Annotated in this window: 11 protein-coding genes; 6 read left to right on the top strand and 5 right to left on the bottom strand. The window is 40.9% G+C overall.

Annotation, left to right across the window (positions count from 1 at the left end):
- Positions 1-43: 43 nt before the first annotated feature.
- From PLEUR7319_RS0126555 to PLEUR7319_RS0126570, 4 genes are all read right to left on the bottom strand, one after another.
- Positions 44-2,365, bottom strand: a complete 2,322-nt coding sequence (locus PLEUR7319_RS0126555; RefSeq protein WP_026102802.1) for an ATP-dependent helicase — start codon at positions 2,363-2,365, stop codon at positions 44-46.
- Between the two features lie 338 nt (positions 2,366-2,703).
- On the bottom strand, positions 2,704-3,498 hold the full coding sequence (locus PLEUR7319_RS0126560; protein WP_019508266.1) for an SDR family NAD(P)-dependent oxidoreductase: 795 nt from the start codon (positions 3,496-3,498) through the stop codon (positions 2,704-2,706).
- Positions 3,495-4,472: an LLM class oxidoreductase gene (locus tag PLEUR7319_RS0126565; RefSeq protein WP_019508267.1), complete on the bottom strand. Its 978-nt coding sequence runs from the start codon at positions 4,470-4,472 to the stop codon at positions 3,495-3,497. Before PLEUR7319_RS0126565 ends, PLEUR7319_RS0126560 begins: the two co-directional genes overlap by 4 nt.
- Positions 4,473-4,494: 22 nt before the next feature.
- Positions 4,495-5,481 (bottom strand): zinc-dependent alcohol dehydrogenase family protein, encoded by a 987-nt coding sequence (locus tag PLEUR7319_RS0126570; RefSeq protein ID WP_019508268.1) that lies wholly within the window; start codon positions 5,479-5,481, stop codon positions 4,495-4,497.
- Between the two features lie 107 nt (positions 5,482-5,588).
- Here PLEUR7319_RS0126570 and PLEUR7319_RS0126575 point away from each other — a divergent pair, with 107 nt between their 5' ends.
- The 4 genes from PLEUR7319_RS0126575 (at position 5,589) to PLEUR7319_RS0126590 (ending at position 10,199) form a co-directional block, all read left to right on the top strand.
- A complete protein-coding gene (locus PLEUR7319_RS0126575) occupies positions 5,589-6,470 on the top strand; it encodes a LysR family transcriptional regulator (protein WP_019508269.1) in 882 nt (293 codons plus the stop codon).
- Between the two features lie 463 nt (positions 6,471-6,933).
- The gene (locus PLEUR7319_RS0126580) at positions 6,934-7,929 is read left to right on the top strand and encodes a permease (protein WP_019508270.1); all 996 of its coding nucleotides are present in this window, start codon (positions 6,934-6,936) and stop codon (positions 7,927-7,929) included.
- Between the two features lie 18 nt (positions 7,930-7,947).
- Entirely contained in the window at positions 7,948-8,739 is a 792-nt protein-coding gene (locus PLEUR7319_RS0126585) for a TIGR03943 family protein (RefSeq protein ID WP_019508271.1), read from the top strand.
- Positions 8,736-10,199, top strand: a complete 1,464-nt coding sequence (locus PLEUR7319_RS0126590) for an Ig-like domain-containing protein (protein ID WP_019508272.1) — start codon at positions 8,736-8,738, stop codon at positions 10,197-10,199. The genes PLEUR7319_RS0126585 and PLEUR7319_RS0126590 overlap by 4 nt, the downstream gene beginning before the upstream one ends.
- A gap of 44 nt (positions 10,200-10,243) precedes the next feature.
- On the opposite strand, the gene PLEUR7319_RS43225 is transcribed toward PLEUR7319_RS0126590, so the two are convergent.
- On the bottom strand, positions 10,244-10,366 hold the full coding sequence (locus PLEUR7319_RS43225; protein ID WP_019508273.1) for a hypothetical protein: 123 nt from the start codon (positions 10,364-10,366) through the stop codon (positions 10,244-10,246).
- Positions 10,367-10,519: 153 nt separating this feature from the next.
- Between PLEUR7319_RS43225 and PLEUR7319_RS0126600 the strand changes: the two genes are divergently transcribed.
- Both PLEUR7319_RS0126600 and PLEUR7319_RS0126605 read left to right on the top strand, forming a co-directional pair.
- Positions 10,520-11,989: a SulP family inorganic anion transporter gene (locus PLEUR7319_RS0126600; protein ID WP_019508274.1), complete on the top strand. Its 1,470-nt coding sequence runs from the start codon at positions 10,520-10,522 to the stop codon at positions 11,987-11,989.
- Between the two features lie 29 nt (positions 11,990-12,018).
- Positions 12,019-12,885, top strand: coding sequence for a universal stress protein (locus PLEUR7319_RS0126605; RefSeq protein ID WP_019508275.1), 867 nt, complete (start codon positions 12,019-12,021; stop codon positions 12,883-12,885).
- Positions 12,886-13,030: the final 145 nt, after the last annotated feature.

Raw genomic sequence — 13,030 nt, forward strand, 5'->3', positions numbered from 1 at the left:
GAAGATAAACAAAAATTTGTGAGCTGTAGCCATAAAACAGCTTCTAAGATAATGTTCTCAAATAACGAACTAATGCAGGTAATACGGGACAAGGTTTCTTTTGCTGAAGGCTGTTGGGTTTATCTGCTCGAAAGACACTCCAACGAAAAGGACCCAATTGCTCCGCTGACATCCATAGAAGACGTTTAGCTCTGGTCATCGCTACATATAACAGACGATATTCTTCTGCTTGCTTGAGTTTTACAGCATTTTGCCAGGCTGTCATTGGTTGTCGAATGACCAGCGGTTCCTCTGGCGCTAAATATTGATGGTGTACCACAGCTCGAATCTGAGCGCGAGCTACTTCTGAAAGAGTAAAGCTCCCTAAGAACTTACTAGAATTAGGTATCCAGGGTTGACCTGGCAAAATATCTTGGTGGAGAAAGGGAATGAATACATAGTCCCAATCTAGTCCTTTAGCTTTGTGCATGGTAATAATAGTTAGTTGCCCTGCACGGGTATAGCGATCGCCATGATCTTCTTCTACACCCTCAAAATTTTCGGCAGTGACTATCTCTTCTAGAGCTTGGATTGTCGTTTTGAGAGAACTTTGTCTGGTAATTTGCTGATTAACTTTTTCAGAAAGCTTTTGCACTGTAGCTAACTCTGACCCCGTATATTTTAATGTCATTCCCAAAAAGGGAATCAATTGATAGTGAGGCAACTCCATACGAGCGCGAAGTAAATTACAACAATAGCGACGGGCTTCTATTACTTGAGGTTTATGTTCGGGATGGAGAGGAGTAGGATAGAGAAACTGTTCGGGTGAAGTAGCCAAAGCATTAAGATCTTGGGTGGGAATTAAGCTTCTCTGTTGAAGGACTTCTAGGGCAGCTTTGAGATTGTCTGGGGAATGGGGGCGGTCAAGAAACTGAAGTAATTTAAAAATTTCGGCTGGGATCTGAGAAAATCTTTCGTTTTCTCCTACTTCATAGATATTTATTTGATGTTCTCTGGTTAGGTAAGCTAATTCTTCTGCCAAAAAACGTCCCTGACGATTTTCCCGAACTAAGATAGCTGCATTTCTCTCAGGATGAGCTTGGAGCAAAGCGATCGCCTGTTTGCCAATTAATTCTACTGTCTGATAAATATCATCAGGGTTACAGATTACTACTCCACTGCCTTCTGGCTGCGGATTGGCATCTGGTTGGGGGTCTTCAGGATCTACAGATACAATATTTTGCTGACGAAAAGGTAAAATAGTTTCCTCTAGTTTATGAGGCTTGTCTTTATTCTCCCTTTGATTAACCCACTGCACCACAAAATTAGCAGCATCGATAATAATTTTACTGCTGCGTCCTGCTTGGTTCATGGTTGCTAGTTTTTGCTGCTGTTTGCAGGTTTCACAAAACCAGTTAAAGTAGATTGGATCGGCAGGGGTAAAAGTAGAGTTAATTGCCTGATTAGGATCCCCAACTCGCACTAAATTGGGAGGCGAATTTGTTCGCATGGCATGACCAGCCAAAATGGCGATCAATTTTTCTTGTAGTGGGCTAGAATCTTGGGCTTCGTCTTCAAATACTCCATAAACTTGGTTCTGCCACAATAATCGCATTGGCGGATATTCGAGAACTTTTAAAGCAGCCAAAATTAGATCATCATAATCAATAAAATCTTGCGATCGCATTAACTGTTGATATTCGGTATAAAGCCCGGCGGCGATGTTTAAAATCCCATACTCGTCTGTAGCATTGTGGCTTAATTCTTCTAACTGTTCTGGTAATAGCCCCGAACTTTTTGCTTCTCGTACCACAGTATGAGTTAACCCTGGCAATACCTCAGTTCGCAGCACAGATTGACGACGCAATCTCTCGGTTTCTTCGCCATCAAACTGTACCCCTTCAAGTAGTCTTTGATATTGAATTGGATGAGCGGCAATCCATCTTTCCACTGCCCCACGGATAATGCGGTGTCCTGTATTAGGAACCACAATAGTGACATTATCTAAATTGAGTCCCGACAGTTCTTTTCTGGAGTTAGCAATATTGAGCGCTAAACCATGGAGTGTATGAACCACAAAACCACCTGGAGGCAACAATAGATCTTTGAGGCGATCGCGAATTTTACTTTTAATATTGGCTGCTGCTGAACGAGTATAGGTGACAACTACTAGCTGTCTACGACTATGTAATTGATTTCTGGCTATAGCGATCGCTGCCGCTACTGATAGACTATGAGACTTTCCTGCCCCAGGTACAGCCGAAACAGCCATCTCTCCTCCTTGCCAATCTGCCAAACTCTGTTGCCCAGTTCGTAAACTATTGCGCAATATCTTAAGTTGAGTTTTTAACCACTGCTCTTGGTTTAGCGTTTTATCCTTCGCCAGAAATTGGGTGGGCAATATCTGTTCTTCGGAGTTAGATAACATCTGATATTCCAGAGAAAAGTAATATTTGATTGTAGCAATTGTTTGGTACTAAGGTACTTGAATAATCTTCTGGATTAACTTTAAGTAGGGTATAGGATTTAATTTTTCCTAATGCTGATTATTGGTAATTAAAATACTTTCCTGCAAACGGAGTTATGGGAACTTCAGAATTAATTCGCCAAAACCTGAGAAAGAGCGAATTCTATAAAATGTGAACAAAAGAGTAAACGTAAACTACCTCAAAACTCAGACGCTTTAAAAAAAAAGGATAAAGAGTCAACCTAGAAACAGAATGCTCAATCAGCTAGAATTTTAGCCGTTGTAGTAATAAGTTTATTGATTTTAGTTTCGTTATAGGCATCGGGATGTGCTTCGGCAAAAGTTCCGCGGTCGTTATCAAAATACTTTCCACTAACATCTTGATAATCTTCTGAAACTGACAATTCGTAGAGAATATTTGCTCCTTTATCGGCGGACGACCAATGTTTTCCGAAAGCGTCATTAACCATTTTTGTATTGAGCAACGAACCTGGGTTTACAGCGATTACATTTATAGAAGGTTCTGTTTTAGCTAAATAGAAACTCCACATGGTCAAAGCCAATTTACTCTGGGCATAGGTTTCACCTTCAGAACGCTCCTCATGACCAGTTAAGACTTCATAGTTTATCGGAGATTGAGCAGCCGAACTCAGATTAATAATGCGAGGTTTTTCTGCTTTTTTGAGGAGATAAATTAACTCATGGATCAGTAAAAAAGGGGCTAGGTAATTGACTGCAAAGCGCATATCTAAGCCATCCTTATTTTGACTTTTACTGCTGTTATAAACTCCTGCATTATTAATCAGTACATCAAGTTTTGATAGGTCTTGCTTAATTTCTTGAGTCATCTGTTTGACAGCATCTAAATCCGAAAAATCTGCCACAAACCCTTTGATATTTTCATTTTTTGTTTCTTCTTTGATTTCTGAGACTACTTTATTCAGCTTTTCTCTATTTCTGCCATGTAAATAAACTTCATGCCCTTGTTCGGCTAGTTTTATTCCGACCAGCTTTCCTATTCCGTCGGTACTGCCAGTAATTAATATGTTCATGATACTTTTTGCTGTATTGGGTTTTTATGAAAATGGGGTAATACTTTTTCAGCAAGATGTTCTAACGTGCGATCCATATCCCTTGAATTAAAGCGAAGATTTAACGCCACATGATTAACCCCAATGTCTTCTATACGGTGCAAATAATCAGTTAGATAATTAACTCCAATCCTCAAACCTAGGTGAATTGTTTGGGGTTTAAAGTCATCGTCTGTTTGGATGTCTACATACAACGGTTGCATAAATGGCTTATTGTAAGTTTGGGTTTTTGCCACCAGATCGCGCCACTGGGCTATGGTGTTTTGCTGTAGATATAGTTCTCTAGGATAAGACATCCAGCCGTCTGCGTTTTCGGCATTCCATTCCAAGGTTTGCCGACTACTTCCAGTAACTAATAAGGGAATTTTGTGGGCAGTAGCTTTCGGCAGTACATCAATATGTCCTGGGGAATTTCCATAGTAGTTGGATTCCAAAATAGGAAAACTCTCCTGGGCTTTACGGATATAGGCAAATGCTTCCCGAAATAGTTCTCCTCGATTTTCATAATCTATTCCCATTGCGGGATACTCCTCGTACCTGTCGCCCGATGCCACCCCTAGAATTAATCTTCCCTCGGACAATCGATCTACTGTGGCAGCAGATTTTGCCACATGAACGGGATGATGTAAGGGTAAAGCAATACTGGCGACTCCTAGAGCAATATCTGTTGTCTGACCAGCTAAATAACCAAGATAGGTAAAAGGATCGAAGGTTTGTCCAGCATCTCCAAAGGTCGGTACGTTAAAGGGAACATCTCTCAGCCATAATGCTTTGAACCCCAGTCGCTCGATTAACTGCACTCTGGCTAAATGATGCTTCATAGTTGGCACGGGACTTTGAGCGTAATTTTCAATCGGAACTACAATTCCCACACTCAACTGGTTGGGTTGAAAAACGCTGTTATACCCTCTGTTTATCGGTTCAAAATCTTTCATTTAAGTTGATATCTCAATCATCTTAGTTTTTAATAACGACCTTGCCCATCGCTTGTCCACTTTCTAAACGAGCATGTGCCTGTCCAGCTTGTTCCAGCGAATAATACTCCTCATCAAGTACGGGCTTTAATCCGTCTGACTCGACAATCTGAGCTATGCTCCGCAGAATTGACCCGTGTTGTTCTCGTTTGAAGTTGTGCAGCATCGGAATGAGCATAAACACGACATGCAATGACAACCCTTTGAAGTGAGCTAAGGTCAAATCCAGCTCACACATCGAAACGGTTGATGCAACTTGACCATTAAGTGCTGCTGCTTCAAATGAATTAACCATGTTTGCACCGCCAACAGAATCGAAAACTAAATCAAAACCAGTCCCACCCGTGTGTTTGGAAACATACTCTTCAACCGATTCTGTTTTGTAGTTGATGCCAGTTGCACCCAGTTGTTCGATTAGGGCTAACTGTTTATCACCACCCCCCGTAGAATAGACATCGGCACCAAAGTGTTTTGCTAGTTGCAAAGCAACATGGCCAACGCCACCAGAACCTCCATGTACGAGAACTTTCTGCCCTTGCTTGATACCCGCACGAGTTAGACCTTCGTAAGCAGTAATAGCAACCAACGGTAAGGCAGCAGCTTCAAGCATCGACAAGGTTTTTGGTTTATGGGCAATCAGGTTGGCATCCGCCACTATGTTGTCAGCCAACGTGCCTGGTAAGTCTGCTAATCCACCCGCACAGCCGTAAACTTCGTCGCCAATTGAATAGGTTGAGACACCCTCGCCAACAGCCTCGACCGTCCCAGCGAAGTCCATACCCAGAATCGCTGGCGTATCGGGCGAGAGGGGTAACTCCTTGCCCATCTTCCGAATCATCGTATCGACCGTGTTTACGCTCGACGCTGCGATCTTCACCAGGACATGACCCGCTTTGACTTGAGGTTTTTCGATTTCCGCAGGTTCAAACTCCGCATTTTCACCGTACGCTTTTACAAGCATTGCTTTCATGATGCTGTCTCCTTTCAATTTGTGGAAGCGATAATTGTATCTTAATCATTCGGATTGAAAAGATAAATGGGCTTGAAACGAAATGATAATTCGGATATTTTTGATAAATGGATATTCTATCACTCCGCTTATTCATCAGAATTGCCGAACTGGGTGGTGTCACGGCAGCAGCACATGACCTTTCACTTTCGCCTGCAAGTGCGAGCGCTCGCTTAGTTAAACTCGAAGAAATTGTAGGATTTCGCTTATTCAACAGAACAACCAGAGCAGTTTCACTGACGACTGATGGAGAGCTATTTTTGCCCTTCGCTCAACAAACCTTAGAGACATTGGAGACTGGGCTAAATGCAGTGAGAGGGCAGGAGGAATTGGTACAGGGAATACTCCGAATGACAATGCCTGGCTCCTTCGGACGGATGTATATCATTCCTCTTCTGGACAAATTTCAATCTCGCTATCCACAAGTTAAGCTTGACTTGCGACTATCTGATGAAGTCCTTGATGTCATCGAAGGCGCTTATGACCTAATTATCCGAAATGCAAGCTTAGCAGATAGTAGATTAATTGTACGTAAACTAGCTGCTGACAGACGGCTGCTTGTGGCTTCTCCCGCCTATCTCGAACAATATGGTATTCCTACTACACCAGGCGACCTCGCAGCACATCGATGCGTCACACTCGGAGAAACAAGATGGAAATTTGAAGACGGACAAATCATTAGCATTTCGTTCTCGAACACCCTCAACGATGGTGAGGCAATGCGAAAAATGCTCGAGCAGGGAATGGGTATTGGCATGAAGTCCGTTTGGAATGCTAGCGAAAGTCTAAAGTCTGGGCTTCTTGTTGAAGTGCTGCCAGAATTTCCACTCGTCACAGAAGCGTCTATCTGGCTACTTTATCCAAGTCGCCAGATTATTGCACCAAGAGTTCGCGTAATGATTAAATTTCTAATCGAACAGTTTCAGCCGATTCCACCCTGGGAGCGTTAGAGAGAACCAAATAACTGAGAAAAAGATTGTCAATACAAATCTCCCCCTGTTCGACTTGAGCGTACAAGAATTACTCAGTCTTGAGTCGAACTATTCGGTTTTTTCGGGCGATCGCTTTATGCTGATTTTGCCGCGATCGCTATAACATATGTGTTATATTTCAACCCGTTAGGATATAGTCTTGTGATAGTTATTTTTTAGGTCATTGTCTCAGGCGATCGGCTCTGCTGGTGCGCACAGCGCAATCGCGAATTTTACTTTTAATATTGGCTGCTGCTGAACGAGTATAAGTCACGACGACTAGCTGCCTGCAACTATGTATGTGTTAGAAAGCTTGAGTTTCCCGAAAGAACTATGTATAGAAGTCTACCTATGCATAGCTTTAGGTTTAAATTGAGGTTTAAATTGAGAAGAGCGAGAAATTTAAATACAAATCGATAAACCGAACTACCAACTACCGTTTATGAATCAACTGCACGATGCTTTCACGCTGTTCTTGAGTTTATTGGTTGAAGCAATGCCTTTTTTGCTGCTGGGGGTATTGCTCTCTAGTGGTTTGTTATTTTTGATTAGCGAAAAGCAGTTAATTGCCAAATTACCTAAAAATCCCTTGTTAGGTTCGCTAGTTGGTAGCTGTATCGGTTTTTTGTTTCCTGTCTGTGAATGCGGTAACGTTCCTCTAGCTAGAAGATTATTATTAACAGGGGTTTCTCCTTCGGTGGCGATCTCGTTTCTTTTGGCAGCACCGACTATTAATCCCATTGTCATTTGGGCTACCTGGATCGCTTTTGGCGATCGCCCGAGTATTGTTATCTGTAGGGTATTGTTTTCTAGTGCGATCGCAACTATCGTCGGTTGTGTGTTTAGTATTCAACCAGACGCTCGTGAGTTGTTGCAGACATCTTTTGCCAAAAGACTCAAACCTATAGTTAATATTCCACCAAATAAATCACTACTATTACAATCTGGTACTTTTTTACTGAGACAGGGTGCATCTATTCCTTTTGATGATGATTTATTAGTGACAACTAAACTGGACAAAACTAGTAATTTTAGGACAAAATGGCAGTTATTTTTTAGCAACCTACTCCAAGAATTTAGCGAACTAGGAGGAATCTTGGTTTTAGGGAGTGCGATCGCTGTCATAATTCAGGTATTTATACCCCGTGAGATTGTCTTAGGCTTGGGTCAAGATACAATAACTTCAATTGTGGCAATGATGTTATTGGCTGCGATCGTCTCGATTTGTTCTACTGTAGATTCTTTTTTCGCTCTGTCTTTTGCCTCTACTTTTACGAGCGGTTCTTTATTAGCTTTTTTAGTGTTTGGTCCAACAATCGATATCAAAAGTATTGGGTTGATGGCATCAATTTTTAAACCAAAGATTATTATCTATATTTTTACTTTAGTTGCTCAACTAACATTTATTTTTACTTTAATTTATAGTTATTTGCTTTAATTTATTTATCATATAAAAATGCGTTTGACTTCTGCTAAAAATAAAAAAAACTTGTTATTCTCTTGGTTAGAAGGATTGAGTTTACTAGCCTGGGGAATTTTACTCTTAAAATATACCTTGACAGGACAGTATAAGTTATTAATCCATCCTAACTATTTCAGCTTGGTATTAGGTAGTGGCATAGTTTTAATTATTTTGGGCATCATTAAAATTGAGTCTATTGTCAAAAATAGAGCGCAAAATAATCGCGAACACATCACCTTATTTCCTCCAGGTTTGGGCAGTAGATTATTATTGCTCGTAGCGATCGCAGGATTATTAATTCCACCGAAAGTTTTGACCAGCCAAACTGCTCTCAAAAGAGGTGTGGGAGATTTACCTTTTACCACAATTCAACCCCAAGCTTTTCGTACCGCTACTAAAACCGAATCGCGATCGCTGATCGAATGGATCAGGACAATTAACGCCTATCCCGAACCCGATGCCTACAGTGGACAAGCAGCCAACATTACGGGTTTTGTCCTACATTTACCAGAACTGCCAAACAACTACATAATGCTTTCTCGCTTTGTTGTTACCTGTTGTGCGGTAGATGCCTATCCTATAGGTATCCCCGTTAAACTAGAAACTAGCCGTAGTAATTATCCTGTAGATAGTTGGCTGACTGTTCGGGGGGTAATGAGTGCCGAAACTATACCTGTCAAAGATCGAGCAGACGATCAAGCTGTTGCTCAAAAACGTTCTGTCGTCTTAAATGCACGCTCGATTACCACAATTCCCACTCCTGCCGATCCCTATAGTTATCGATGAATCAATCAAGACTAGCTCAACCAATAGATAAACTGGCGATCATTTTAATTGTACTTTTAACTTTCATTATGGGGTTATTAGTTTGGGGTGGAACTGCTTGCGAGGATGAATGCCTATTCCATGCAGGTGCAAGAGTCAGTAATTTTAGCTGGGAAAATAAAACTGTTGGCGGACAAGATCGCGCTTTTATTTTGACTTTTAATCGTCCGATGGATCGTCTCAGTGTCGAAAAGAATTTAAGTATTACTCCTCCCTTACCAGGCAAAATTAGTTGGTCGGGTTTGCGGCTGGCTTATACTCTAAATGACCCCATAACCTATGGAGAAACTTATCAGGTTACGTTAGCAGGAGCAAGAGATAGATTTTCTCATCAAGAACAAGCAGGAGAGGAAATTAAGCCTTTTAATGCCGAATTTTACAGTCGAGATCGTGCTTTAGCTTATATTGGTACTAAGGGAGAAGAACAAGGAAGATTAGTTTTATCTAATTGGACGAGCCAGCAAACAGCAATCTTAACTCCTAAAAATTTGGCTGTATTTGACTTTAAACCCGATCCACAAGGAAATTTTCTCTTGTTTTCTGCTGCTGACACCAGCCAGGGTGTAGAAGGAATTAGATATTTAAAACTCTATACCGTAACTACCCAACTAAATGCTTCCAGCAAAATCACTCCCAAAATTAAACTAGTTTTAGACAATCAGAAATATCAAAATAACAAATTCGATATCTCCCAAGATGGCAAAATTATTGTGGTACAAAGACTCAACCGTAATAATCCCCGAGATTATGGTTTGTGGAAAATTGTTGATGGTCAATCCCCCCAATTAATTACTAATGCTCAAGTTGGTGACTTTCTGATTACTCCCGATAGTCAAGCAGTAGCGGTAGCCCAGGGAGAGGGGATTGCTCTGTTACCTTTAAAAGCTCAAGCCCAAGCTTTAGATTTCTTACCGAAATTTGGTCAGGTACTCGATTTTACCGCCGATGGAACGGGGGCAGCCATGATTAATTACAATACCGATAGCGAGAAGTTAAAATATACGCGCTCTCTCTATTATGTTAACAATCAGGTAATACAGAAAAAACTTTTAAATACTGATGGTTCGATTCAAAACTGTCAGTTCGATCCCACAGCCAAGCATCTCTATTGTTGGTTAACCGAATTAGCCAAGGGAGAAGTATATGTTGAAAAACCCTATCTAGCCGAAATTAACCTCAAAACAGGCAAGATAAATACTCTTGTAACTGTGCCAAATTATCAAGAAAGTCAAGTTAGCGTTGCTCCCGATGGCTTGGGAATTCTTTTTGAGCGATCGCTCAGAGGGAATTCTGTCAACGTTCCTGGAAATCAAAAAAATAGTATCTGGTTGGCTATTCCTGCTGCGAATCTAGCCGATACAAATACTCCTAGTATCGAGCAATTGCCATTTATTGGCTTTCATCCTCAATGGCTACCTTAAATCTAATTTTAGATCGAAGTCAACGATATCACCTCGTTTTGGCTTTACTCTAGACATAGGCTAGCAGCATCATCAGTCAATTCTTGTAATTCACGATCACTCTGATAAACCTCTTGATATAATTCAGAGCTTTTCCTGATTTCTTCTTCGAGCAACTCTTTTTTCAACTTAGCGACTATGTAATTGATTTCTGGCTATGGCGAGGCAACCCCGCCATTCCTCTCGCTCAGGATTATGAAATAATATATATCTTGTTTAAAAACACAAGAGCTTAAACAAAAGTTGTGTTTTCACTTCTACTTGAAACTTGAGGAGCTAAATTGAACCTAAAATTTTTCCAACGAGAGTGGTTTTTTAATACCAGACAAGACCTTTTAGCAGGAGCAGTAGTAGGATTGGCATTGATTCCAGAAGCGATCGCTTTTTCGATTATTGCTGGAGTTGATCCAAAAGTAGGGCTTTATACTTCGTTTATTATTGCTGTGATGACGGCTTTTTTGGGCGGAAGACCAGGATCGATTTCTGCTGCAACGGGAGCAATGGCGTTGCTGATGATCGATTTAGTAAAAGATCATGGTTTGCAGTATCTTTTGGCAGCCACTTTTTTAACGGGAATAATACAGGTACTATTTGGAATACTAAAACTAGGTCGCCAAATGAAATATGTACCAAGAGCGGTGATGATTGGGTATATCAATGCTTTAGCGGTGCTAATTTTTTTGGCTCAGTTGCCCCAACTTACTAATGTCCCTGTTACGGTTTATATCTTAACGCTGCTTTCGTTGGCAATTATTTATATTTTGCCTCGCTTTACTCAAGTTGTTCCTTCTCCCCTGGTAGCCTTAGCCGTAATGACTATAGCAGCGATCGCCCTAAAGCTGGAAGTTCCCACCGTGGGAGATATGGGGGAATTACCCGCCACACTACCTATATTTGCGTTACCACAAGTGCCATTCAATCTAGAAACCTTACAGATTATCTTTCCTTATTCTTTAACAATGGCGATCGTCGGTTTATTAGCTTCTTTTCTAACTGCTGCTTTAGTTGATGACTTAACTGATACTCCAAGTGATAAAAATCAAGAAGCTAAAGGGCAAGGTATTGCCAACATAGTGACCGCTTTTTTTGGCGGGATGGCAGGTTGTGGCATGATTGGACAATCGGTGATCAACGTACAATCGGGTGGTCGAGGTAGATTATCAACTCTTTCAGCGGGGGTTTTTCTGCTGTTTGCTATTTTGGTATTACAAGATTGGGTTAAAGAAATGCCAATGGCTGCACTGGTGGCAGTGATGATTATGGTTTCTATTGGCACATTCAGTTGGTCATCTTTTAAAAATATGTCCCGCATTCCGCGTACTGAAACAGCGGTGATGTTAACTACTATGTTTGTTATTATTTTTACTCGTAATTTTGCTTTGGGTGTGGCAACGGGAATTGTAATGAGTACGGTGTTCTTCTCTCGTAAGATTGCTTTGCTCGTGTTTGTGAATAAAACTTTGAGTGATGATGGTGCTCACCGTATTTATAAAGTAGCTGGTCAAATTTTCTTTTTATCCAAAGAAGAGTTTCTCCGCTCCTTTGATTTTAGGGAACTAGTCGAGCGTGTCACTATCGATCTAACTCAGGCTCATCTTTGGGATCAGGGGGCAGTAGAAACCGTTGACAAAGTGGTGAGTAAATTTCGTCGTAATGGTGTAGAAGTTCAGGTAGTCGGTTTAAATGAAGCCAGTGCGACTCTATTCAATAGATTGGCAGATAATAAAGAATCCGTAGTTATTGAGAATTAAGACTTTTAATCATATCTTTACTTTTAAACATGAAAAAAATTTTACTTTGTAGTGATGGCTCGGCTTTTGCGGATAATACCTACCGTTATGGTGCATGGTTTGCCACGAACCTAAAAGCAGAAGAAGTAGATGTTCTCTGTGTGACTGATGTTCGAGGTCAACAAGCAATTTCCCAACAAAACTTAAGTGGTAGTATTGGCATTGATGCCTCAAAAAATTTGCTCAATCGCTTAGTGGAATTGGAACATGAAAAAGCTAAGATTAATCATCAACGGGCGAAATTAGTTTTACAAGAGGCAGCCAAAACCCTTAAGGCAGAAGGAGTAGAACGGATCAACCTTCTCCACGAAACAGGTTTTCTGGTAGATTGTTTGGCGAAATTTGAAGCTAGTTGCGATCTGATCGTATTAGGAAAGCGAGGTGAAGCTGCCGAGTTTGCTTCGGGACACTTAGGAGCAAACCTAGAAAGGATCGTTCGTAGTAGCTATAAACCCTGCTTAGTAACTTCACGTCAGTTCAAACCGATTAAACGGGTGTTGATTGCTTATGATGGTAGTCGTAGTAGCGATAAAATTCTTCGATTTATCGCAGATTCATCTGTTTTTGAGGGTTTGGAATTACATATCGTTACCGTTGCTAAGAACGCAGTAGAACAAACAGCGATCGCCCGACTTGAATCAGCCAAGAAATTGGCACAACAGGCTGGATTTGAACCAGTTTGTTCTGTAATCGAAGGACATTCTGAAAAAGCGATCTCGAACTATGTTACCGAGCAAGACATTAGTTTATTACTTATGGGAGCTTACGGACATAGTCGAATTCGCCATCTGGTAATTGGTAGTACGACGGCTCAAATGCTACGCAGCAGTCATATTCCAGTTTTATTATTTCGATGATGAGCGTGAGGCGAGCTTTCATTTTATTGGTAATAAATTTATGAATTCTCGATTGAAAACATATTTTCAACTAAGTCGAGCTACCAGAATAATTATCCAGAAAATTAAGACTGAATTAAGGCAAAAATCAGCTAACTTAAGTTTA

This window comes from Pleurocapsa sp. PCC 7319 (assembly GCF_000332195.1).
Classification (GTDB): domain Bacteria; phylum Cyanobacteriota; class Cyanobacteriia; order Cyanobacteriales; family Xenococcaceae; genus Waterburya.

Excerpts from the sequence above, each read along its gene's own strand:
- PLEUR7319_RS0126560 (WP_019508266.1), bottom strand. The coding sequence starts at position 3,498 with ATGAACATATTAATTACTGGCAGTACCGACGGAATAGGAAAGCTGGTC.
- PLEUR7319_RS0126565 (WP_019508267.1), bottom strand. The coding sequence starts at position 4,472 with ATGAAAGATTTTGAACCGATAAACAGAGGGTATAACAGCGTTTTTCAA.
- PLEUR7319_RS0126570 (WP_019508268.1), bottom strand. The coding sequence starts at position 5,481 with ATGAAAGCAATGCTTGTAAAAGCGTACGGTGAAAATGCGGAGTTTGAA.
- PLEUR7319_RS0126575 (WP_019508269.1), top strand. The coding sequence starts at position 5,589 with ATGGATATTCTATCACTCCGCTTATTCATCAGAATTGCCGAACTGGGT.
- PLEUR7319_RS0126580 (WP_019508270.1), top strand. The coding sequence starts at position 6,934 with ATGAATCAACTGCACGATGCTTTCACGCTGTTCTTGAGTTTATTGGTT.
- PLEUR7319_RS0126585 (WP_019508271.1), top strand. The coding sequence starts at position 7,948 with ATGCGTTTGACTTCTGCTAAAAATAAAAAAAACTTGTTATTCTCTTGG.
- PLEUR7319_RS0126590 (WP_019508272.1), top strand. The coding sequence starts at position 8,736 with ATGAATCAATCAAGACTAGCTCAACCAATAGATAAACTGGCGATCATT.
- PLEUR7319_RS0126605 (WP_019508275.1), top strand. The coding sequence starts at position 12,019 with ATGAAAAAAATTTTACTTTGTAGTGATGGCTCGGCTTTTGCGGATAAT.